We start from the raw sequence: 21,672 nt of genomic DNA on the forward strand, positions 1-21,672 counted from the left end.
GCGATGCCAGGCATCGCGGGGGCTTTTTTGTCTCGGGAGCTCCGGGAGATGCTCCCATCGCCTGCCCGACCGACTTACTGCATGAGGCGCTTGGGTTCCGGGCGCTCTTCCTCGCGGGCGTCGACCGGGGTCCCCGGGGCGATCCGCTGTTCGGTGCGCGGCGCGTCGGTGATCTGCTTCTGGGCGTCGCTCAGGTTGCGCTTGAACTCGTTGATGCCCTTGCCGAGGGATCCGGCAATCTCGGGGATGCGCTTGGCTCCAAAGAGCAGCAGCACAATCACGAGGATGATGAGAATCTCGCCGAAGCCGAAGTTGCCGAAGTTCATGGGATGTTCCTAGAAGAGGGACCGCGCGATGAGGTAGGCGATCAAAACTCCCAGAAGGCTCAACAGCGAGACATCCAGGGCGACGGGTCCAACCGCGAACTTCAATATAATCAGGTCCACGTGGAGCGGCCCGAGGGAAGGGGTCACCCCGGTTGTTAGAAACTCCTTAACGGCCCCAGCCGGGAGGAACCGGCGGGACACCTGGGCGAGCAGCCCCCCCGAAATGAACCCGCTGGCCAGCACGAGGACATGAAACAGGGGCCGATGCTTGGAGGGGCCGCGGGCCATCACCAGCGCCGCTCCACCACGTAAGCGATGGAATCCGCGAGTGAGGTCTTTGCCGGGCAGTCCGGCAGCTCGGCCAGCGCCTCCTCCGCCTCGTGGGAGAACTGGTCGGCACGACGACGGGCGTAGTCGAGGCCTCCCGAGTCCCGCACGATCCCTACGACTTCGGCGATGGACTCATCATCGGGCTCCGGCGCCGCGAACAACGCCTCCACCCGTGCCCGCGCCGCCGGCGACATCGAACGCAGCGCCGCGATGAGCGGCAGCGTGACCTTGTGCTCCTTGAGATCAAGCCCGCTCGGCTTGCCGGTCATCTCCTGCTGCTCGGTGTAGTCGAGCAGGTCGTCGGCCACCTGGAAGGCCATCCCCAGGCGCTCGCCGAAGCGAGTGAGCGCCCGACGATGCCTCGGCGCGCCGATCAGCGCGCCGACGTCACAGGCGGCCATGAACAACGCGGCGGTCTTGGCGCGGATGAGGGTTTCGTAGTCCTGCTCGGAGAACGCCAGCGCATCGTACGCCGAGAGCTGGCGAATCTCGCCAAGCGTCATCTCGTTCGACGCGAAGGTGATCGCGCGCATGGCTTCCAGATCGCCGATCTCCACCAGCTCGCGCAGGGCGCGCAGATAGAGGTAGTCGCCCATGATCACCGAGACCTGGTGACTGAAGAGCGAGTTGACGGTGGGCATGCCGCGACGGAGCGCCGAGTGATCGACCGAGTCGTCGTGAATCAGCGTGGCGAGATGCATCAGCTCCACCACCGCCGCAAAGGTGGTGGCGCGCGGCGGCGGCGCCTGCTCGATGCTCGCGGACAAGAGCAGCAGCGTCGGGCGGAAGAGTTTCCCCTTCATGCCCATCAGATGCTGCTGGACGTCCTGCACCAGCGGTACATCGGCGGCGACGATGCGCCACAGCTCCTGCGAGACGAGGGTGAGCTCGTCGCGTACAGGAGCCTGGATGTCACGCAATGCCGCGGCCAGCGCGGACGGAGTCCGCGTGGAAAGCGTCATCGCGCGATATGCTCCAGGGCCGCCAAGCGGGCGGCCGCGTCTCGGAATTGGATGTCGGTGGCGTACACGCGCTGATAATAGCTACGGGCTTCGTCGAATCGCTGCAGGGCCTCGCACGAAAATGCGAGAAGGTAGAGTACCCCGACCCGCTGCTCATCGCCAAGTCCGGGCTCATGCAACGCCCGGGTCAGGACGGTGGCCGCAACCTGATGTCGGCCCTGCTCCACGAAACATTGCCCCAAAGCCTCGTACGCCGGTAGTCGGTTCCCGTGGCTTCGCAGCGCCTTCTGGAACTCCGCGATCGCGTCGTCGAGGAGGCCCATTTCCTTATAGGCGACCCCGAGGTCGTAATGGCTCTCGAAATCGTCCTCGCCGAGCGACCGGGCGACGCCCTCCTTGAAGTGCCGCAGGAGTTCGTCGAAGTCGGCCTGCTCGTCGCCACTGATGACCGGCTCCCGCATCCGGAGGCGGGTGTCGCCAGCCTGGCCGTCATCGTCCTTGAGCCACGTCGTGAGATCGACGAAATCGTCGTCCGGACGCGGGGAGGGCGGCGGCGGCGGCGGGGCGGCGGCCCCGAGCGCGGTCCGGGCCCGATCGTCCAGCGGATCGATCTCGAGGACGCGCGCGTAGACCGCCCGGGCCCGCCCTTCCTCGCCCAACCGCACCAGCGCGTCGGCCAGATCGAGATAGGCCATCCGCAGCCGTTGCAGGTCGTGCATCGCCACGGCGAGTTCGACCCGACGCTGGTGATACGCGACCCGTTCCGGACTGACGTGCACCATCTCGTCGCCGATATCGGCGGCCGTCGACAGATCGCCATTGTCGATGAAGCCCTGACGCGCCGTCTCCAGCTCCGTCAGTGCTTCCTCGCGCTCGCCCGATTCCAAGAGCGCCTCGGCCAAACGCCGGCGGAGCATCCAGTTGTGGGGCAAGCGGCTCACCGCCGCCCGCAGCGCGTCGCGACGTGAGGACGCCACAATGGTGGCTTCGGCCGCGACCGCCGCGATCGGCAGCGACGGCGTCGGCATCACCGCGCGCGACGCGATGGGGGTGGGGGTCGCGACCTCCACCGGGTCGAGCGAGTCCGCGGCGGCATCGAATTCTTCGGCCGTGGGCAACTCGTCCTCGGCCGACGTCTCGATCTCCGCGTCCGCGTGCGAGGCGTCCGCCGTGTCGACCGCCGCGTCCCGCGGGGCCTCGCCCCCTCGCTCGACCGCGGCCTCCACCGATTCCTCGACCGATTCTTCGACCGATTCCTCGACCGATTCCTCGACCGATTCCTGCCCCGCTTGGTCGCCCGCGCCCTCGACGGGTTCGTCGAGCGGCACCGGCGTCTCGTCGGTGTCGGGCGCCGCTTCGAGGTCCACGACTGGGGTTACGGCCTCGTCAGCCGCGTTCGCTAGGTGGTTCGCAGGCGCCGGCGTGGACAGGGCGGCCAGGTCGGCTTCGACGTCGAGGAGATCGTCGTCCGCGTCGGCCTCGGTTGTGACCGGCACGTCGTCGGTCGTCGCCGCAATGGCCGGCGCCGCCGCGATGGGCGTCACAGCGCGCGGCGTGGGGCGCGGGGCGCTCGCGGCCGCCAGCCCGGCATCGACAATGGCGTCGTCGAGGAGCAGCGGCGGCAGTTCGCCGGGGAGGATGAAGTCGTGCGGATCGACGCGGAAGGGCGGGCGCGTCGGGGGCGCGTGCTCTTCCACCGTATCCAGGTCGAAGTCCAGCATCAGCGGCGTGATGCGGGCCACCTGCACGGCGGGCACGTCCATCAGGGGCACATCACCGAGTTCGAGCTCCACCGGCTCGCTCTCGAACGCCACGGCCGCGGCCTCGCCCTCGGCGATGGCCGCTTCAAGCTCCGGCACGCTTTCGACATCGAGCGGCGTGGGGTCGATGACGGCATCGCTGACCGCGGGCGGCACCACCTCGCCGATCGTCGCGGTCGCGATCGGCGTGGGGTCGACCACGATCGCGTCCACAAACGGCGGCGTTTCGGTCGCGATGATCTTCGCGATCGTCGGATCTTCCGCGGCGTGTTCGAAATCTTCGACGACCACATCCTGGAGCAGGTCCACGTGGCCGAACGCCGCCGTTTCGAGTTCGTGCGGCACCAACGGCAACCCTTCGACGTGCGGCTCGGGGAGCGCGTCGCCCGCCTCCGCCGGCGTCTCGTCGACGGTCAGCCCCTCGAGCGCGGGGACGTCGGCGATGTACTCGCCATTCGCCTCGAGCCCGTCGAGCGGCACGACCGGCACCATATCGAAGACCGGCTCCGCCACGGGTGCCGGGATCGCGTCGTCGATGATCGAGCCGGGCTGGCCGTCGTTGCTCACTGGCAGCGCGACGATCGCCGCGGTGGCCACCGGCGTCAGATCGCGCGGCGTGGCCATGTTGCGCAGGAGCTGGAGCCCCGGGCCGGGCTCGATAATCGCCGCCGCGAGCGGATCGACGGCGGGCTTGGCCCGGACGGGCGTGCGGCTCTTGACGGGGGTCCGGACATGGCGCGACAACGGGGCCGGCTCGGCCTGGCCGTAGTCGACCTGGATGAACACCAGGTCCTGCGACTTCTCCTCGCGCTGCGGCGGCCGCGGTGTGCCGTCCTCGACGGCCTTGGGCGCGATGGGCGGCGTCATGCGACGCGGGAGGGTGATCCCGGCGCGCTGCGCGTACTCGTCCACGAACTTCCGAACTTCGGTCAGCTCGGGCGAGAGATCGGCAATTTCGGCGAGGGCGCGCATGCCTTCCTCGACCCGCCCTTCCTCGCGCATGCGCGTGGCGTATTCGAGGAAGTTCCTGGTGGCGTCGCCGCGCAATCCTTTCCGGGCGCAGATGCGGCCCAGGGTGAAATACACATTCGCGCGCCCGGGCGCGCTGCGCAGGATCTTGTTGCAGAGGGCGATCGCGTTGTTGAAGAGCCCCGACGTCGCATAGTGCTCGACGGCGCGCTCGTAATACGTGATCGCGTCCGGCACACGCCCTTGGCGCAGGGCCAGATCGCCCACCTTGTTGAAAAGGGCAACATCCACCTCTTCGCCGGCGGACTCGCTCTCTTCGATCGACTTGATATAGGCGGCAATCGCCCGGTCGATCTGCTTCAGCTGCTCGAACTCAGCCGCCTTCTTTCGGTGCTTCGCGGCGTTGGACATTGCGTTCGAGGCTGACTCCGAGAGGCGGTAGACCCACGCCGGCGACCACCGGACGTGGTGCACTCCGCGCCACGAGGGTTCCCCGTCGGGCACCCCCTGTCACGCGGAGACGCAGAGATCCCGAGCCGCCGCGATGCGTCTTTACCGTGCCACGTGACACGGCCGGCCGGCAGCCCACGATCCAGTACACAGACGCTCGCCGAACCAGTAAGGCAACGCCCGGTAGTCGTCCACGCCGTGTACGGCGAGATCGGCCCGGAAGCCCGGGACGAGCTGCCCGGTGACCCCCGCCAGGCCAAGTGCGGCCGCGCCGTTGACGGTGGCGGCGACCCACGCCTCCCCGGCCGACATCCGGAGCTCGGAGACGGCGAGGGTCAGGACGAGCGGGAAGCTCTGGAGGGGCGATGTGCCGGGGTTCAGGTCGGTGGCGAGGGCAACCGCCGCCCCGGCTTCGATCAGGGCTCTAGCGGGCGCCTGGCGGCCCGTTCCGAGGAAGAGCATGGTCCCCGGCAGGAGCGTGGCGACCGTCTCGCTGGCGGCGAGCGCCGCAATCCCCGCGGGGGAGATCGCCGCCAGATGATCGGCGCTGACCGCCCCCAGCTCGGCGGCCAGGACGGCCGCGCCGCCGTCATGGAGCTCGTCGGCGTGGAGCTTGGGGCGCATTCCAAAGGGACGGGCCGCGGTGAGGAGACGCCGTGCCTCGTCCACGGTGAAGACGCCCGGCTCGCAAAACACATCGGCAAAGTCGGCGAGCTGTTCGGCCCCAACCGCGGGATACAGTTCGTCGCAGATGGCCGCGATCCACGCCTCGCGCCCACCGGGCTGCTCCCGGTACTCGAGTGGCACCTCGTGGGCGCCGAGGCACGTGGCGATGATGTTGACGGTGGCGTCACCGGCGAGCGACCGGATGACGCGGAGCGTTCGCAGCTCATCGGCGACCGTGAGGCCGTAGCCGGATTTGATCTCTACGGTGGTCACGCCCCCCGCCGCCAGCGCCCGCAGCCGCGGCAGCGCGAGGGCGTGGAGCTCCTCGTTGGTGCGTTGACGCAGGTCGCGGACGGAACTGTGAATGCCGCCGCCCCGGCGCGCGATCTCGAGATACGGTACGCCGGTCGCGCGCAGTTCGTGCTCGGCAAAGCGCGCGGCCCCGAAGACGGTGTGCGTATGACTGTCTACGAAGCCGGGCGCGAGGACGCCGCGCGCACAGTCGATGACGTGGGCGCCGGGGTAGGTCCGGTGCAACTCGTCATCGGGCGCGACCGCGATGATGCGATCACCCTGCACGGCCACGCCGATGCCTTCGCGCACGCCGGCATCGGCCATCTCGCGCCCCTTCCGCGCCCGTGCCGGCCCCTGCGCGGTGACGGTTTGCGCCGCGTTGACGAAGAGCGTGATCTCAGACATGGCGGGAGGCGGCGAAAGGGTCAGGACGCGGCAGGTTCCACGGTGGCGAACACATCGCGCACGCGCGACATCAAACGGAGCGGCGCCTGCGCCTCACCGCGACAAGCGTAGTAGCAGGCGTTGCAGTTGATCGGCTCGTACCCCTGATACGACTCCCACGGCCCATCGGGCTTGAAGTCCGGGCAACGCCGCACCTGCCCCTGGGGATCGATGTGAATCGTGGTGGACCCGCTCTGACACGGCTCGTTCATCTCGCCGCGGATGTAGCGCGGGATCTGCTCGAGGTAGTAATCGGAGTTGGTGATGACGCCGCGGCGGGATTTCTTGTAGGCGAGGAGCTGCTCCACCACGCGCTCCAGCGCGGCGGGGTCCTGCTCCTGGAACAGAAACTCCCGATTGCCGTTCTTGAGCGCGGTGTACACCGAGAAGTTCACGCCCCCGCCCAGCTCCGCGGCCTTGTGCACGATCGGCAGGATCTGATCGAGGTTGTCGTTCTTGATGACCGTATTGAAGCGCACGCCGCCGATACCGGCGGCGCGCATGCGCGGCACCACATCGAGAATCTTGGCGGTCAGCCCCGGAATCCCGCGTGCGTCATCATGCCGCCCGTCGAGATAGTCGAGCGAAATGTTGAACTGATCCACGCCGGCGTCCCAGAGCGACTGCGCCCGATCGAGCGACAGCAGCGCCCCGTGCGTGATGAGCTGCACGTACACATAGCGCACGGACGACCGCACGGCCCGCACCACGTCCTCGAGGTCGCGCCGCAGCAGCGGCTCGCCCCCGGTGAAGGTGACCAGCATGGGCGCAAAGTGCTTGGTGATCGCGGCGAAGTTGGCCCACTCCCGCTCCTTCTCGCTCGCCGGGGTCTGCCAGTAATCGCAGAACCCGCAGCGCGCGTTGCAGCGCATCGTGACTTCGAAGTTGAGCAAGACCGGACGCTTCCGCACCCGCAACCACGCGTACTTCGACAGAAAGATCGGAATGTGCCAGGGCCGGTACCGGCTCGACAGCATCAGCCTTCCCGCATGGGCAGGCGAATGCCTTCGCGTTCCGCTGTGGCAATGGCGATGTCGTAGCCCGCTTCCGCGTGACGGGCGACCCCGATCCCCGGGTCGTTCGTGAGCACGCGCTCGAGGCGGCGCCGCATCCGCTCGGTGCCATCGGCAACAATGACCTGCCCCGCGTGCAGGGAGTTGCCAATGCCCACGCCGCCGCCGTGATGGAAGGAGACCCACGAGGCCCCGCTCGCGGTATTGAGGAGCGCGTTGAGAATCGCCCAATCGGCGATCGCATCGCTGCCGTCCTTCATCGCCTCCGTCTCGCGGAACGGCGAGGCCACGCTGCCGGTGTCGAGGTGGTCGCGCCCGATCACGATGGGCGCCGAGACTTCGCCCCGCGCCACGAGATCGTTGAGCGCCAGCGCAAAGCGTGCGCGCTCGCCCTGGCCCAGCCAGCAGATGCGCGCCGGCAGCCCCTGAAAGGCGATGCGCTCCTGCGCCAGCGAGATCCAGCGCTTGAGCGCGGCGTCTTCGGGGAAGAGCTCCAGGACGAGACGATCGGTGCGCGCGATATCGGCGGGATCGCCGGAGAGCGCGACCCAGCGGAACGGCCCCTTGCCGGCACAGAACAGCGGGCGGATGTACTCGGGCACAAAACCAGGAATGCGAAACGCGTCGTCCACGCCGGCGTCGAACGCCACCGTGCGGATGTTGTTGCCGTAGTCAAAGGCGATCGCGCCCCGATCCTGCATCGTGCGCATGGCCCGCACATGCTGCACCACACTCGCGGTGGCGCACTCGAGATACGCCGCCTCGTCTTCGCGACGCAACGCGGCCGCCTGCGAGAGCGACAGCCCCGCCGGGATGTACCCCACGAGCATGTCGTGCGCACTGGTCTGGTCCGTAACGACATCGGGCGTAATGCCGCGTCGCACCAGTTCGGGGAGCACCTCCGCCGCATTGCCCAGCAAGCCCACCGACAATCCGCGCCGCTCGGCCTGCGCCTCCTGCAGCCACGTGAGGGCCTCATCGAGCGACGCCGTCTTCCGGTCGCAGTAGCGCGTGCGAATCCGCATGTCGATCCGCGACTCGTCGATCTCCACGCCGAGCACCGCCGCCCCATTCATGGCCGCGGCCAACGGCTGCGCGCCCCCCATGCCGCCCAATCCCGCCGTGACGACCAGGCGCCCCGAGAGCGTACCACCGAAGTGTCGGTCGGCCACCGCCGCGAACGTTTCGTACGTGCCCTGCACGATGCCCTGCGAGCCGATGTAGATCCACGAGCCCGCGGTCATCTGCCCGTACATCGTGAGCCCCAGCTGCTCGAGGCGGCGGAACTCGGCCCACGTGGCCCAGCGGCCGACGAGATTGGCGTTCGCCAGCAAGACGCGCGGCGCGTCGACATGCGTCTTGAAGACGGCGACGGGCTTGCCGCTCTGCACGAGCATCGTTTCGTCGTCGGCCAGCGTCTCGAGTGTGCGCACGATGGCGTCGAAGGCCGCCCAGCTGCGCGCGGCACGACCGGTGCCGCCGTACACCACGAGATCATCGGGGCGCTCCGCCACCTCGGCATCGAGGTTGTTCATCAGCATGCGGAGCGCGGCTTCCTGCTCCCACCCGCGGCACCGAAGCGTGGCCCCACGGGGCGCGCGTACCGGACGCGGGCCGGAGACGGTGGACGAAGGCATGGCGAGGGTGGTCATGCGAGCACCGGGTCGGTAATCGAGTCAAAGGCCCCGGCGGCGAGCGCCAGACCGAGGCGGGTGATGTCGGGGGAGGGCGAGCGGTCTCCGGCCGCCTTCGCGACGAATTGACGGACGATGGCGTGCGCGGCTTCCACGGGCTGACTGCTTCGCAGGGGCCGCCGATGTTCGAGGCCTTCGGCCGCGGTGATGAGCTCGATGGCCAGTACGTGCCGGAGGTTTCGCACCGAGCGCCGCAACTTGGTGGCCGCGCCCATCGCCATCGGCACGATGTCTTCCTTGTTGCCGTCGGTGGGGATGGAATCGACACTCGCCGGATGCGCCAGCTGCTTGCACTCGCTCGCGAGTGCGGCCGCCGTGACCTGCGACATCATGTGTCCCGACTCCAGCCCCGGCTCCGCCGCCAGGAACGCCGGCAGCCCCTGATTGAGATCGGGGTGCACGAGCCGATCGATACGACGCTCCGCCACCACCGCCAGGTTCGCGCTGATGATCGCGAGGAAGTCACTCGCCATCCCCACCGCCTGCCCGTGGAAGTTGCCACCGCTCAGCAGCTCCCCGCTCTCCATCACGAGCGGGTTGTCGGTCGCCGCATTCAGCTCGCGCGTGATGATCGCACTCGCAAAGCGCAGGGTATCGAGGGCCGGGCCATGCACCTGCGGCACACAACGCAGCGCGTAGGCATCCTGCACCCGGGGATCGCCGAACCGGTGCGATTCGCGCACTTCGCTCTCGCCCAGCAGTCGCCGGAGGATCGCCGCGGACTCGGCCTGCCCAAGTTGGCCACGCGCCTCCTGGATGCGCGCATCGAACGCGTCGGGGGTGCCGAGCAGCGCTTCGAGGCTCATGGCGGTAGCGATGTGCGCCGCGCGCCAGAGGCGCTCCAATTCGGCCGCGGCCAGCGCGGCCACCGCGGTGTGGGCCTGCGTGCCGTTGATCAGCGCCAGCCCCTCCTTCGCCGCGAGCGTCAGGGGCGTGAGCCCGGCCGCCTGCAGGATCGCCGCCGCCTCCCCTTCCTGCCCCTGATAGCGCGCGATCCCTTCACCGATCAGGACCAGCGCCAGATGCGCGAGGGGCGCGAGGTCACCACTCGCACCGACACTTCCCTGCTCCGGGACCACCGGCCACACGCCGGCATTCAGCATGGCGAGCACGGCGTCCACGACCTCGGGGCGCGCCCCCGCGTAGCCGGTGGCCAGCACGTTGGCGCGCAGCAGCATCATGGCGCGGACCTCGCGCTCCGGTAACGCATCGCCCACGCCGGCCGCATGGCTGCGCACGAGATTGCGCTGCAAGGCCGCGAGCCGATCGTTCGGAATGGTGACTTCGGAGAGCTTACCGAAGCCGGTGTTGATGCCGTACACGGGCGCGCCCTTCGCAATTGCGCCATCCACGACGGCACGGGTGCGCTGCATGCGGGCCCGCGCCTCGGCGGACAACGCCACCGGGACGCGTTCATCGGCTACCGCCACGACATCGGCGATGCGGAGGGAACGACCGTCGAGCTGGAGCACAGAGGGGTCTCCTGTCGCCCGGGGGCGGGAAGACAGCAGGCGGGAGGACACCGGCTAGAACGAGGAGTTGCGGAACGTCTGCCGGTCGTAGTTGAACTTCAGTTCAGGCTGCGCCTTGAGGGCGATGAAGAAATTAAACGAGAAATTGCCGTTCGGCGCCTGAGACATCGAGAACACGGCGTTCCAGTCATGGAGTGCGCGCTGCAGGCCGACCTGCTGACTGGAGAAGCGCTTGCGCACCGCGTCGTACTGCGTACTCCACTGGGCCGCCCAGTTCGGCGTGATGTTGAACGACAGATTGGCCGTGACGTTCTGCGTGGGCGGCTGAATGAACACGGGGGCGCCGATGGCGCTCTGCCCGGTGTTCAGCCCCGTGGCGGGGGCGCTCTGCGCCAGCAGCAGACAGTTCTGATACACGAGGATGCCCAGCGAGCGCTGATTTTCGCACAACGCGGCCGGATCGTTCACGATCTGGGTCCCGCCGCGCGGGCGCCGCTGGCGAGCCGCGTTGTACTGGAGATTGAGGCGCCAGCCACCGCCCGAGGGCAACGCCATCTGGAGCCCGCGCATGTTCGCGCCACCGGCCGCGTTCATGTTGCGCGACTGCCGCGTGATGTTCTGCTCGCCGAGCGAACGCTCGCCGCCGGGTGAGACCGGCGCGCCCGCCGAATCCACCGCGACCTCGCTCTTCAAGCCGAGCAGACGCCCGATGAACGCGAAGAGGGCGGACTTGCTGTCCATGGAGAAGGTGACGCCGAAGTCCGTGCGATACGGGCTGAACGTCGCCGTATCGGACATGGGGTCACCCTGGAAGAGATCGTAGGCCGTGCGGAAATCCAGCCCCGGCAACAAATCCGTGCGCCCCGAGATGTTGAACATCTTGTCGGTGAAGCCCTTGCCCGTGCTGTCGGCGCGCACGAAGTCGTAGGTCAGCGACGAGAAGTTGAGCGAGAGCAGCTTGATCTTCTTGCCGCTCTCGGGTGACGAGTCGGCCGGCGCCCGGAGCTTGGCCTCGAGGTTGGTGTTCATCGAGAGCGTGACGCGATTCTGCGCGAGCGCGCCGAGATAGCCCACGCGCGTGCGCCCCAACGCCTGCAGGTACTCGTCACTCACGCTCGCCGCCGGCGAGTACGACCAGCTGATGCCCGGGCTGATCGAGTGACGCAGCTTGGCCACCGGCCCCAGCCCCGGGAGCATCGCGTACAGCGTGGGCGAGGCACCGACACTGTAGCTCAGGCGCTTGGACTGGCTGACGAACTTGCCGCCACTGCGCTCGGTGCGCACGAACAGGCCCGAGGCGCCATCGACGTTCGCGACGCTGATGGACGGCGCGATGTTCCAGGTGCCCTGGAAGAATCGGGGCAGATTGAACGCGGTGGTCCAGTCGACGTTCGTCTCGTAGGTGCGATCGAAGACGCGAATGACGCGCTGGGAGGTATCCCGCACGCCGATGATCTCGCGCTGCTCCGGATAGTTGCGGACGTTCTCGCTGACGGTGAACGAGTTCTGCCACTGGAAGTCCCACAACTTGATCGGCGTATCGAAGCCGAACTGCATGTTGCGCCGGCTGGCGTTGAAGCGCGAGCTGTCGATCCCGCCGGTCGTGCTGGCCTTGTAGACGAACGGGAACTGAATGCCCTGGTCCATCTTGCTCTGCCCGCTCAGCGAAAAGCGCAAGCTGGGCGTCCACGACGCGGCGCCGGCCTGCAGCGTGCCCGCGGTCACGTTCAGCGAGGGGAAGTCCATGTCGACCTGCGACCGCCCCGGATACTGCACGCGCGAGCCACCGATCGAGATCTGCGCCGGGCCGACCTTCGTCTGGTAATTCAGCTGCGACCGGATCGTCGCCATCGACTGAAACGGATTGATCGCCGTCTGTCGCTGCACCTGGGTGTTCTGCACCCAGTTGAGCCGTGCCGTGAGCCGGGTGTTTCGGGAAAAATCCTGATTGTGATTCAGGGTCCACGACGAATTCGTGGTGCCGTTCCGCAAGTCCTGAAAGGAGTACGCCAGCTCGCCGTTCACGAACCGATCGAGCCACTTGTAGCGCAGCTCGGCATTGCCACGCAGGAAGCCTGGATCGGTGGCCGTGGCGCGCGCGCCGCTGCGCCAGTCGAACGACGCCTCCGCGTTCATGAAGTCGTTGATCGCGAAGAAGTAGCCGATGTTCTGCACACTGCGCCGATACGACGGGCTGTTCCGGAAGAGTTCCGCGACACCGAAATTCGGCGTGAGCATGCCCGACCGGCGCCCCGAGCGCACGTCCTGGAAGAAGAACGGGATCCAGAAGACCGGCACTTCGCCGATGTACAAGATGCCCGGCCGCGCCACCATCACATTTTCGGACACGAACTTCATGTCCTTGGTGGTGAAGTGGAAATGCGGCTCGGTGTGATCGCAGTAGGTGAACGAGCCGTTCTTCGCGTACACGAGATGACGGCCACTGACGAGCGTATCGGCGAGGATCGTACTGCGGCGCGCCGTCAGGAAGAGCCGCTGCCCCGACACGACCGACGTCGAGAAGGCACCGGTGATCCCCTGCTTGGCTTCGAGATCGTATTCGATCCGGCCATTGGCGATGAAGTCGTCGGCATCCTGCTGCGTCGGATCGCGCAGCAGCACCGTGTCGCCGAGCGCCACCACTTTCTTGGTGGAGTCGTTGTAGACGATGGAATCGCCGACCAGCATCGTTTCGTCACGCTGCACGCCCGAAGGCTTGCCCTTGAGCGTGAGGAGCCGCGTCACGGCGTCGAACTTGACGGTGTCGCCCTGATAGAGGACCCGCTTGTACCCCTCCTTGTCGAGGAGTTCGCGCATCGCCGAGTCGGGCGCCGCGAAGTCGAAGACGCGCCGCTCCTTGCTCAGTGCCCGGGTGCTGTCGTTCGGCGAGCGCTTGCCGCCCGCCTGCCCACCGGCGGGCGGCTGCATCGTGCTGGGGCGCCCGGTCGGGCGCTGGCCCTCGGCAGGACGCAGCGCGGCAAGCACGAGCGCTGTGGCGCTCAGCAGCTTCCCGCCTCCGCGACCAACGCGCCGGACGAGGCGCGCGAGGCCCGGCCCAGCGTTCACGCGACCTCGGCGGAGAGCCGCGCCTCACGGCGCCGCGCGATGACCCGCGACACGGTGATGGACGCTTCGTACAAGAAGTACAGCGGGATCGTCAGCAGGATCAGCGACGTGGGATCACTACCGGGCGTAATGATGGCCGCCGCAATCAGGCAACCCACGAGGGCATGCCGGCGGAACCGCGAGAGATACTGCGGCTGTACGATGCCCAGCGCGGACATCATCGCGATCACGACCGGCAGCTCGAACACTGCCCCGAACGCGAGGCACATGGAGGTCACGAAGGACATGTAGCCCTCCACGGTCTGCATGATCTGCACCGACTCGCTTTGGAAGCTGGCGTAGAAGCCAAGCGTCACCGGCAACACGTAGTAGAAACTCAGCGCCATGCCGGCCAGGAAGAGCAAGGCCGCGGAGACGAGCGCGGGGATCACGACCTTCTTCTCGTGGCCGTAGAGTGCCGGCGACAGGAAGCCCCAGATCTGCCAGACGATCACCGGAGACGCCGCGATGAGGCCCAGCGTGATCGACGCGTTCATCACAATGTCGAACAGGTCACCGACGTGGGTCACCACCAACGGCTGCTTCAGATAGGGGAGGATCGGCTGCTCCAGAAAGCCGATGACATCCACCTTCTTCGAGTACAGCAGCCCGAACGAGCTCCCCACGCCGAGCGCGATCGCCACGGCGCAGCGGAACAGACGCCAGCGCAGTTCCTCGAGGTGCTCGAGGAACGGCATTTCCGCGGAGTGACTTCCAGCCATGCGAGATTCGGGGTCGGCGCTGGACTCAGCGCAGCGTCTTCAGGGTTTCCGCCGCGAGCTCGGCTTCGTCGCTGCGCGGGAACCGCGCAATGACCTGCTCGAAGTACTGCCGGGCCTGCGGGATGTTCCCCTGCTGCACGGCCACCTGCCCCCGCTTGTAGAGCGCGTTTCGAACACGGGACGAATTGGGGTAGCTCGACACGACCGCCGCATATGCGGGGTCGGCCGCCGCCCAGTTCTTCTCGCGGAACAGCGACTCGGCGATGTAGTACTGCGCGTCGGGCGCGAGGTCCGACGTGGCATACGAGGTCAGCAGCTCCTGCAGCACGGCCCGACCGGTGGCGTAGGCATTCCGGTTGATCAGGTCGAGCCCCTTCTGGTAGAGCTGGCTCGGGCCGGGCTGGCTGGCCACCGGCGTGGTCGCCGTATCGCCCGTCGCCTTTGGTGGCACCGCACCGGCGGGCGCGCCGGGGGTCGGCGCGGCGGGTGCGGCCGGGACGCCGGCCGGCACCGCGGCATTCCGCACGGCTTCGAGTTCGCTCCGCAGCCGCGCAATCGTGGCCTGGCTCTGCCCGAGCAGCGTCTGCACCTGCAGCAGCTGCTCCCGGATGGCGCGCGTTTCGCCGCGCACATCACCCTGCAGGCCGACCGTCCGTGCGCTCACGCGGGCGAGGGAATCACTGGCCACCTGCAGCTGGCGCGCCACCTGATTGAGCGCCTCCCGCTGCTCCTGCTGGTTCTTCAGGACATCGGTGCGCATCTGGGCGATATCGCCCTGCAGGACCCGCACGTCACCACGGGTGGCAAAACAGCCCCCCGTGGCCACCACGGCCACGAGGGGAAGGCATCGTCCAAAGCGCCACAGTCGGGTGGGCATCATCTTCTGGTCTCCGGTGTGGCGCATCCGCTTACTTGGCCGGCTTCAACGTCTCGCCGCCCGCGAGGATCTCGAACTCGTCGCGACGGTTCTTTGACCACGCTTCCTCGCTCGAGCCCGGCACCGCCGGACGCTCGCGACCAAACGACTGCGTCTCGATGCGCGCTTCGCTGATCCCGCGGTCCGTCAGATACTGCTTCGCAGCGACCGCACGACGCCGACCGAGCGCGATGTTGTATTCATCGCTGCCGCGCTCATCGCAGTGACCGGCGATACGGACCTTGAGATTCGGATTCGCGTTGAGGATCGCGATCTTCTCGTCGAGGATCGCCTTCGAATCATCGCGGAGCTCGTCGGCGTCGTACTCGAAGTAGATCGTCTCGAGCAGCTTCGCACGCGCCGTGGCGACCTTGTTGTTGTACTCGGCCATGGTGTCGCGCGGCGCGGGCGCCGGAGCAGTCGGACGCGTGGGCGCCGCTTCCACGGGCGTGGGCGCCGGCTTGGGCGGCTCGGCCACCGGCTTCTTCTTGCACGCACCAAGGACCAGGGCAGCGGACGCCATCAACAGCATCGGACGAGCAACGCGCATCATGTCGGCAACTCCGTTTCGGGAGGGGAGTAATGACCAGGAACGAACCACACCACGGCGAACGACTTACTGCGACAACAACCGCGGCGACCAGGCGGCCAACCGCGCCTCCGGACCAAACGTCAACTGCCGCGTGGCGCCGGACTCCGTATCAACGATCCACAACTGCCGCGTCCCCGACTTGGTCGAGGTGAACACCAGATGCCGCGAATCGGGCGCCCACGAGGGATCCTCGTTGCGTCCGTCCGTGGTGACGATGCGCGTGGTCTGATCACGCAGATTGATCGTCATGATCTGAAACGTCTTGTTGTTGCGCGACGAAAACGCCACCAGCCGCCCGTCGGGTGACCAATCGGGTCCCGACCGGTAATCGTTATCGCCGAACGACCCCGACGTGAGCAGGTCCACGTTGGCGCCGTCCACGTCGGAAATATAAACCTCCGGATGCCCCGAACGGTCGCTCATGTACGTGAGCCGCTGGCCATCGGGACTGAAGCTGGGCTGCGTCGAGGCGCGCCCCCGCCCCACGGTGATCCGCCGCGCCGGACCGCCCTCGAGCGGCTGGGCGTAGAGGTCCGTGCCCGACTCAGTGCCCCGCGCGTACACCACGGTGCGGCCGTCGGGCGAGACGGCCGCCGAGCTGTGCTCGACGCCGGGGGCACTCGCGATCGTGCGTTGCGCACCGGTCACGAGGTCGGTGTACATGATCGGGTTGCGCACGCCGTCGAGGACGTGGTAGACGATCCCCCGCCCGGTCGGGAGCCACTGGGGCGACATGCCGCTTGGCGTCACCGCGGTCACATTGGCCCCGTCCGAATCCACCGTGTAGATCCGCCCGCCGCGGGTGAAGGCGATGCGCGTCTGGGCGATCCCGCGCTGCCCGGTGATCCATTCCTCGGCCGCGTCGGCGATCCCGTGCACCGCCATGCGCCAGGCGGGCGACAGCACCGGCGCCGGGAGCGGGAAATCGCGGGTGTTCTTCACGACCTTGAGCCCCACGTCATGCAGGGCTACGCGAGCCCACCCCGACGGGAGGATGGTCACTTGCACGATGCCATCCACGCCCAGCTTCGAGAACAGCGGGTAGTTCGGCGAGCCGTTCACCGGCGGCGCCGCCGAGGTCGACACCACCGAAAAGCGGTCGCTGTTGGTGAAGTCGCGGCTCAGCATGAGCGCGAGCGAGTCGCCGCGCGTGCCGGCAATCGGGAGGACGATCAGCGCCTTCTTTTCGCCGGCTACGTACTTGAGGCCCAGGCGAACGCCGGGGGCGTCCTGGGCGCGCAGGGCCGGTGCCGGCAGAAGCGCCAGACCGACCAGCACCGGCAACAGGGCCGCGGTCGCGCGGATGGGACGCAGGAACCGGGAGGGCAAACGCAGAGCCATCACTTGGGGCGCAAGGAGTAATCGAACGTGAAGTAGACCACCAGGACGTCGTCCTTCCACCCGCTGGGGAGCGGGCCAAAGCTGCGGGCGGCGCCGACGGCCTCGATGGCGCCGCGGGCGTCGGCGTCGTACAGCATGTCGCCCGAGCGCTTGACCACCTGAATGTCGGTCACCGAGCCGTCCCGCCGAATCGTGAACTTGACCTCGGTGATCAGCGCGGCCGAGACCTTGCTCGGATCCCAATTGAGGGCGATCTGGCGGGTGATCTGGTTCAGGTACCCAGGATACGGGAACTCGATCCCGTCGGTCTTGATGTTGACGACATCGGCGCCCTTCTTGCCGCCATTCGCGCCCGCCCCCGCCTGCGGCGCCGCCTTGGCGCTCGACTTGGCCGCGGTCTTGTCACCGGCCTTCTTGCTCTTGGCGGGCGACGGCGTGGCCTTGGGGGTGGCGGCGGCCTTCTTCACCGCCTTGGTGGTGGGGGCAGGCTTCTCCTCCGGCACCCGTTCGGCCCCCGCGGCGTCGGGGGCGGGGGCCGCGGCCTCCGTGGACTTCTCCACCCCCACCCGGCGCGGCCCAAGCTGCCCGACCAGCTCGACCCGATACACCGGGGGGCGTGCCGGCTCGGGGCGGCCGCCCCACCAGAGCACCAGGAGCACCAGCGCGACATGCACGGCCACCGAGGCCGCGATCCCGCTCCCCAGTCGCGATGGCGTGCGTCCCGCCGGACGGAGATCCGGGCGGAGCGCGGCGTGCGTCACCGGTTCTCCTCTGGTTCGGCCATCAGCCCCACCTCGGTGATCCCCTGCGACTTCATCGCGGCGACCACACGGAGAATGATGCCGTACTGCGCGCCCTCATCCCCGCGCACCAGCACACCGCCCCCGCCCTTCTTCTCGTGCAACGCCTTGATGGCGCCGGAGAACTCCGCGAAGGACATCGGCACGTCGTCGATGAAGATCTTGCCGCGTCGATCGATGGTGACGACCAACCCGCTCTTCGGTTCGAGCGGGGCCACATCGGCCTTGGGCAACGACACGTCCACGCCGCCGGTCATGATCGGCGCCGTGATCATGAAGATCACCATGAGCAGCATCATGACGTCGATCAGCGAGACCACGTTGATCTCGCCATTCACGCCCATGCGCTCCCCGCGGCGGCCGCGACGCATGCGTTAGATCCGCCCTTCGCGCACCATGAGTGCGATCAGCTCCGAGCCGAAGCCCTCGAGCGCGCTGTCAAAGCGATTGAGTCGCGCCGCGAACACGTTGTAGGCGAATGCCGCGGGAATAGCCACGGCCAGCGCCGCGGCGGTGGCCAGGAGCGCCGTGGAGATACCCGGCGCGACCGCCCCGATATTGCCGGAGCCCTTGGTCGCGATCCCCTGGAAGGCTTCGATCACCCCGAGCACCGTGCCGAACAGGCCGATGAGCGGACTGACGCTGCCGATCGTCGCGAGCCACGGGATGAAGCGGCCAAGCTCTTCCCGCTCCCGCCCCGTTTCGGCGTCCAGCACCAGCCGGAGCGCCTCCACCTGGGAGCCGGACAGTCGCGCCGTGCGATCAGACGTGGCGCCGAGCGCGGGCTTGGTGTCATTGAGGAACTGCACCGCCCGCGCGAAGACCGCCGTGAACGCACTGGGCTTCGACCGCTGCGCCAACAGCGCCGCTTCATCGATGCCGCGCGCACGCTCGAACTCCCGCACAAACGTGTCGCCGTTGCGCTCGGCGCCCGAGAACGCGCGCCACTTGGCGAACATCAGCGCCCACGAGAGGAGCGACAGCAGCGCGAGCAGCACGAGCACGGCCTTGGTGACGACATCGCTGTTCGCGATCAGCGCGAAGATCGACGTGTTCGCGGCCCCATTGGTCGTGGACAGCTGCAGCAGCGCCACCAGCCCGGTTCCGCCAGCGATCACTGGCCCGCTCCGCGCCGACGCGCGGCGAAGAATTCGAATGCGCGCTCCAGCCCTTCGCGCACGGAGACCTTGGGCGTCCAGCCAAGGATCTCCCGGGCCTTGGCCGTATTCAGCGCGGACCGCGCCAACTCACCGGCGCGCGCCGGCGCATACTCGATGGGTGCCGTGGCCCCCGACACCGCGCGCAGCGTTTCGGCGAGCGTGTTCACCGACGTCTCGACGCCGGTGCCGATGTTGAAGGCGCGCGCATCGAGCCGTCCCTTTGGCGGGAGCGTCGCCGTGGCGGCCGCGAAATTGGCCCCCGCCACATCGCCGGCGTAGACGTAGTCGCGCGTCTGCTCACCGTCGCCGAAGACGGTGAGCGCCCGTCCGTCGAGAAGCCGGTTGCAGAAGATCGCCACGACGCCCGCCTCGCCATGCGGATCCTGACGCGGGCCGTACACATTGCCGTAGCGCAACGCCACGGTGTCGAGGCCATGCACGCGGCCGTAGTAGGCGAGATAGTACTCGCACGACAGCTTGGCGATGCCGTAGGGCGCTTCCGGATTCTTCTCCTGCGTTTCCGGGCTTGGCGGCGGTTCGAAGTCGCCATACAACGCGCCGCCCGTCGACGAGAAGATCGTGCGCGTCGGATAGCCACTCGCGCGCACGGCTTCCATGATGTTGAGCGTACCCAGAATGTTCTTCGTGGCGTCGTACGCCGGATCATTCACACTGCGACGCACGTCGATCTGTGCGGCGAGATGGCAGATGACATCGAAGCGCCCCTCGCGCACGAGCGTTGCCGCCTCGGGGGTCGTGATGTCGCCGCGAACAAAGCGCGCGGCCGCCGGAATGTTCTCCTCACGGCCACTCGACAGATCGTCGAGAATGGTGACGCTCCAGCCTTCGGCCAGGAAGCGGTCGGCCACATGCGAGCCGATGAAGCCGGCCCCGCCCGTCACCAGAATCGTGTTCGCCATGCCGCGGTCTGCCTCTCAGTTAGTGGTGGAAGGTCCCGCAATGTAAACACGCGCCGGGGCCCATGGGGCGCCCGGCGCGTGTGGAAAGATGGAAGCGCGTCAGCGCTGTGATTCAGGGCGCTTTCGCGATGCGCCGAGCGGTCATCCCCGCGTGGATATCGGCGCCGCTCTGCCGCACGATCACCGCCGCGGCATAGTCACCGCCCACGCGGACAATGCGCGCCACCGCCATCTGCGCCTCGGTGCCACCCTTGGGATGATGGTAGAGGGCAAACTCGTCACCCGCCTTCACGCCCTTCGCCGAGCCGGCGCCAACGAGCAGATAGCTCTGCAACGTGGGGATGGTCTGCGACGGGTCGAGCCATACCACCGTGGTGGCGACGTCAGGCGTCGACAGCTTCTCGGCATCGATCCGCGGGGCCGGCGCACCGGCGGCCGGCGCGAGTCGCTGCCCCTGCTCGATGCGCGCCGACTGCTCGCGAATCACCGCCACCGCCTCGCCGTTCGGGCGCACCGCGGTGACTTCGACCACACCCGTCGGGACGGCCACCAGCCGCCCCTTGATCGACGAGGGCATGCTGGCGTAGCTCTGCAACACCTCGCCCACGCGGAAGCTCTTCTTCGGGGCCGCCCGCAGCGCGATTTCGTCGCTGCGCAACGCCCGATCGGGATACGCTTCCAGCTCCGATTGCGGCGCCCCGATGCGACCGGCGATCGAACCGGCCTGCGCATGCTCCGCTTCGGTCAGGAGGTACGGCGCGGCGTCGAGTTCGCCCTGCCGCGGCACCGGCGTGTTGGGCCGCAACACGGCCTTCGTCCGACGCTCGGCTTCGGCCGCATCCGGAATGTCCCGATGGAAGACCGTCAGCACCTCAGAGCTCTTCCGCGAGGCCGTCTGGTCATCATTGCTCACCAGCCCGATGCGTACGCGCCCCTCACGACCGAGCAACGTCTGCTGACGGCGCTGGAGGGCGAGCGACTCCGGCTCGGCGGGTGCAGGCGCCGCGGGCGCCGCCGCACTCACCACGGGCGCGGCCGCATCCTTGGGCGTCTTCGGCGCCGGGCGGGAAGCGCCCTTGCCGGACGCGTTGCCCTTGCCGGCCGTCTGCGCGGCGAGCGAGCCGGACGGGGCCTTCGCTTCGGCCTTCGACTCGGCGGGCGGCGCGGGGAGGGTTCCTTCGCCCGCCTTGATCAGCGCCACCTTGGGGACCGTGCTATCCGCGGGGGCCGCCGCGACGGCGGCGGCCTTGGTGCCCGCCACCTTCTTCGAGACCGGCACCTGCAGCGTCATGCCGATCTCGAGGGGCGGCTTGTCACCATCGGTGGCGATCTTGTTGGCCTTCGCCAGCTGCTGCCACGCGTGTCCGTCGCCGTAGTAGCGCGCAGCGAGTGCCCACAGCGTTTCGCCGGGCTTCACGACGTGCGTGCGCGCCGTCGCGACGGCCGGCTTGGCGGCGGCCGGCTTCGCTTCCGCGGGGGGCTGCGGCGCCGCCTGGGGCGCGGCCTTGGAGGCCTCCTGCGCACCCACGACGGACGGGCGCCAGATGGTGAGCAGGGCCAGCGTGGCGATCACGGCCACCAGCAACTTGAGGAGCGCGCCAGCGGCGTGCCCATCCGTATGAGTCGGGGTCGAGTGCGCCTGATCGGCAGCGCGCATCAGGAGGCCTCACGAGCAAGAAGGTCGCGCGCCATGCGGCGCGATTGGCCCGGGGCGGATGCTCCGGGAATCCACTTAG

Annotated in this window: 18 protein-coding genes; all 18 read right to left on the bottom strand. The window is 68.2% G+C overall.

The genetic code is table 11. The features are described 5' to 3' along the window. Positions 1-74 precede the first annotated feature (74 nt). Positions 75-326, bottom strand: coding sequence for a twin-arginine translocase TatA/TatE family subunit (locus tag K2R93_08040; GenBank protein MBY0489777.1), 252 nt, complete (start codon positions 324-326; stop codon positions 75-77). Positions 327-335: 9 nt separating this feature from the next. Further along, positions 336-614 (bottom strand): DUF4321 domain-containing protein, encoded by a 279-nt coding sequence (locus K2R93_08045; GenBank protein MBY0489778.1) that lies wholly within the window; start codon positions 612-614, stop codon positions 336-338. Then, the gene (locus K2R93_08050; GenBank protein MBY0489779.1) at positions 614-1,618 is read right to left on the bottom strand and encodes a polyprenyl synthetase family protein; all 1,005 of its coding nucleotides are present in this window, start codon (positions 1,616-1,618) and stop codon (positions 614-616) included. Before K2R93_08050 ends, K2R93_08045 begins: the two co-directional genes overlap by 1 nt. Next, positions 1,615-4,758 (bottom strand): tetratricopeptide repeat protein, encoded by a 3,144-nt coding sequence (locus tag K2R93_08055; protein ID MBY0489780.1) that lies wholly within the window; start codon positions 4,756-4,758, stop codon positions 1,615-1,617. The genes K2R93_08050 and K2R93_08055 overlap by 4 nt, the downstream gene beginning before the upstream one ends. 141 nt (positions 4,759-4,899) lie before the next feature. Beyond that, positions 4,900-6,162, bottom strand: a complete 1,263-nt coding sequence (hutI, locus tag K2R93_08060; GenBank protein ID MBY0489781.1) for an imidazolonepropionase — start codon at positions 6,160-6,162, stop codon at positions 4,900-4,902. 20 nt (positions 6,163-6,182) lie between these two features. Next, positions 6,183-7,178 carry a radical SAM protein gene (locus K2R93_08065; GenBank protein ID MBY0489782.1) on the bottom strand — a complete coding sequence of 332 codons (996 nt, stop codon included), beginning with the start codon at positions 7,176-7,178 and terminating at the stop codon, positions 6,183-6,185. Next, the gene (hutU, locus tag K2R93_08070) at positions 7,178-8,866 is read right to left on the bottom strand and encodes a urocanate hydratase (protein MBY0489783.1); all 1,689 of its coding nucleotides are present in this window, start codon (positions 8,864-8,866) and stop codon (positions 7,178-7,180) included. The genes K2R93_08065 and hutU overlap by 1 nt, the downstream gene beginning before the upstream one ends. Continuing rightward, complete coding sequence (gene hutH, locus K2R93_08075; protein MBY0489784.1) at positions 8,863-10,380, bottom strand: histidine ammonia-lyase; 1,518 nt, start codon at positions 10,378-10,380, stop codon at positions 8,863-8,865. The genes hutU and hutH overlap by 4 nt, the downstream gene beginning before the upstream one ends. 54 nt (positions 10,381-10,434) lie before the next feature. Next, positions 10,435-13,446, bottom strand: coding sequence for a hypothetical protein (locus K2R93_08080; GenBank protein ID MBY0489785.1), 3,012 nt, complete (start codon positions 13,444-13,446; stop codon positions 10,435-10,437). Further along, positions 13,443-14,207 (bottom strand): twin-arginine translocase subunit TatC, encoded by a 765-nt coding sequence (gene tatC, locus K2R93_08085; protein MBY0489786.1) that lies wholly within the window; start codon positions 14,205-14,207, stop codon positions 13,443-13,445. Before tatC ends, K2R93_08080 begins: the two co-directional genes overlap by 4 nt. A 25-nt stretch (positions 14,208-14,232) precedes the next feature. Next, positions 14,233-15,087 carry a tetratricopeptide repeat protein gene (locus K2R93_08090; GenBank protein ID MBY0489787.1) on the bottom strand — a complete coding sequence of 285 codons (855 nt, stop codon included), beginning with the start codon at positions 15,085-15,087 and terminating at the stop codon, positions 14,233-14,235. A gap of 28 nt (positions 15,088-15,115) precedes the next feature. Next, positions 15,116-15,676 (bottom strand): peptidoglycan-associated lipoprotein Pal, encoded by a 561-nt coding sequence (gene pal / locus K2R93_08095; GenBank protein ID MBY0489788.1) that lies wholly within the window; start codon positions 15,674-15,676, stop codon positions 15,116-15,118. A gap of 63 nt (positions 15,677-15,739) precedes the next feature. Then, positions 15,740-17,056, bottom strand: a complete 1,317-nt coding sequence (locus tag K2R93_08100) for a hypothetical protein (GenBank protein ID MBY0489789.1) — start codon at positions 17,054-17,056, stop codon at positions 15,740-15,742. Continuing rightward, positions 17,056-17,817 (bottom strand): TonB C-terminal domain-containing protein, encoded by a 762-nt coding sequence (locus tag K2R93_08105; GenBank protein MBY0489790.1) that lies wholly within the window; start codon positions 17,815-17,817, stop codon positions 17,056-17,058. The genes K2R93_08100 and K2R93_08105 overlap by 1 nt, the downstream gene beginning before the upstream one ends. Further along, positions 17,814-18,227, bottom strand: coding sequence for a biopolymer transporter ExbD (locus tag K2R93_08110; GenBank protein ID MBY0489791.1), 414 nt, complete (start codon positions 18,225-18,227; stop codon positions 17,814-17,816). The genes K2R93_08105 and K2R93_08110 overlap by 4 nt, the downstream gene beginning before the upstream one ends. Positions 18,228-18,230: 3 nt before the next feature. Beyond that, the gene (locus tag K2R93_08115) at positions 18,231-18,974 is read right to left on the bottom strand and encodes a MotA/TolQ/ExbB proton channel family protein (protein ID MBY0489792.1); all 744 of its coding nucleotides are present in this window, start codon (positions 18,972-18,974) and stop codon (positions 18,231-18,233) included. Continuing rightward, entirely contained in the window at positions 18,971-19,936 is a 966-nt protein-coding gene (locus K2R93_08120) for a GDP-mannose 4,6-dehydratase (protein ID MBY0489793.1), read from the bottom strand. The genes K2R93_08115 and K2R93_08120 overlap by 4 nt, the downstream gene beginning before the upstream one ends. Positions 19,937-20,048: 112 nt before the next feature. Further along, positions 20,049-21,593: a LysM peptidoglycan-binding domain-containing protein gene (locus K2R93_08125; protein MBY0489794.1), complete on the bottom strand. Its 1,545-nt coding sequence runs from the start codon at positions 21,591-21,593 to the stop codon at positions 20,049-20,051. Positions 21,594-21,672: the final 79 nt, after the last annotated feature.

Source organism: Gemmatimonadaceae bacterium (assembly GCA_019752115.1).
Taxonomy (GTDB): domain Bacteria; phylum Gemmatimonadota; class Gemmatimonadetes; order Gemmatimonadales; family Gemmatimonadaceae; genus Gemmatimonas.

Excerpts from the sequence above, each read along its gene's own strand:
- K2R93_08040 (MBY0489777.1), bottom strand. The coding sequence starts at position 326 with ATGAACTTCGGCAACTTCGGCTTCGGCGAGATTCTCATCATCCTCGTG.
- K2R93_08045 (MBY0489778.1), bottom strand. The coding sequence starts at position 614 with ATGGCCCGCGGCCCCTCCAAGCATCGGCCCCTGTTTCATGTCCTCGTG.
- K2R93_08050 (MBY0489779.1), bottom strand. The coding sequence starts at position 1,618 with ATGACGCTTTCCACGCGGACTCCGTCCGCGCTGGCCGCGGCATTGCGT.
- K2R93_08055 (MBY0489780.1), bottom strand. The coding sequence starts at position 4,758 with ATGTCCAACGCCGCGAAGCACCGAAAGAAGGCGGCTGAGTTCGAGCAG.
- hutI (MBY0489781.1), bottom strand. The coding sequence starts at position 6,162 with ATGTCTGAGATCACGCTCTTCGTCAACGCGGCGCAAACCGTCACCGCG.
- K2R93_08065 (MBY0489782.1), bottom strand. The coding sequence starts at position 7,178 with ATGCTGTCGAGCCGGTACCGGCCCTGGCACATTCCGATCTTTCTGTCG.
- hutU (MBY0489783.1), bottom strand. The coding sequence starts at position 8,866 with ATGACCACCCTCGCCATGCCTTCGTCCACCGTCTCCGGCCCGCGTCCG.
- tatC (MBY0489786.1), bottom strand. The coding sequence starts at position 14,207 with ATGGCTGGAAGTCACTCCGCGGAAATGCCGTTCCTCGAGCACCTCGAG.
- K2R93_08090 (MBY0489787.1), bottom strand. The coding sequence starts at position 15,087 with ATGATGCCCACCCGACTGTGGCGCTTTGGACGATGCCTTCCCCTCGTG.
- pal (MBY0489788.1), bottom strand. The coding sequence starts at position 15,676 with ATGATGCGCGTTGCTCGTCCGATGCTGTTGATGGCGTCCGCTGCCCTG.
- K2R93_08100 (MBY0489789.1), bottom strand. The coding sequence starts at position 17,056 with ATGGCTCTGCGTTTGCCCTCCCGGTTCCTGCGTCCCATCCGCGCGACC.
- K2R93_08110 (MBY0489791.1), bottom strand. The coding sequence starts at position 18,227 with ATGCGTCGCGGCCGCCGCGGGGAGCGCATGGGCGTGAATGGCGAGATC.
- K2R93_08120 (MBY0489793.1), bottom strand. The coding sequence starts at position 19,936 with ATGGCGAACACGATTCTGGTGACGGGCGGGGCCGGCTTCATCGGCTCG.
- K2R93_08125 (MBY0489794.1), bottom strand. The coding sequence starts at position 21,593 with ATGCGCGCTGCCGATCAGGCGCACTCGACCCCGACTCATACGGATGGG.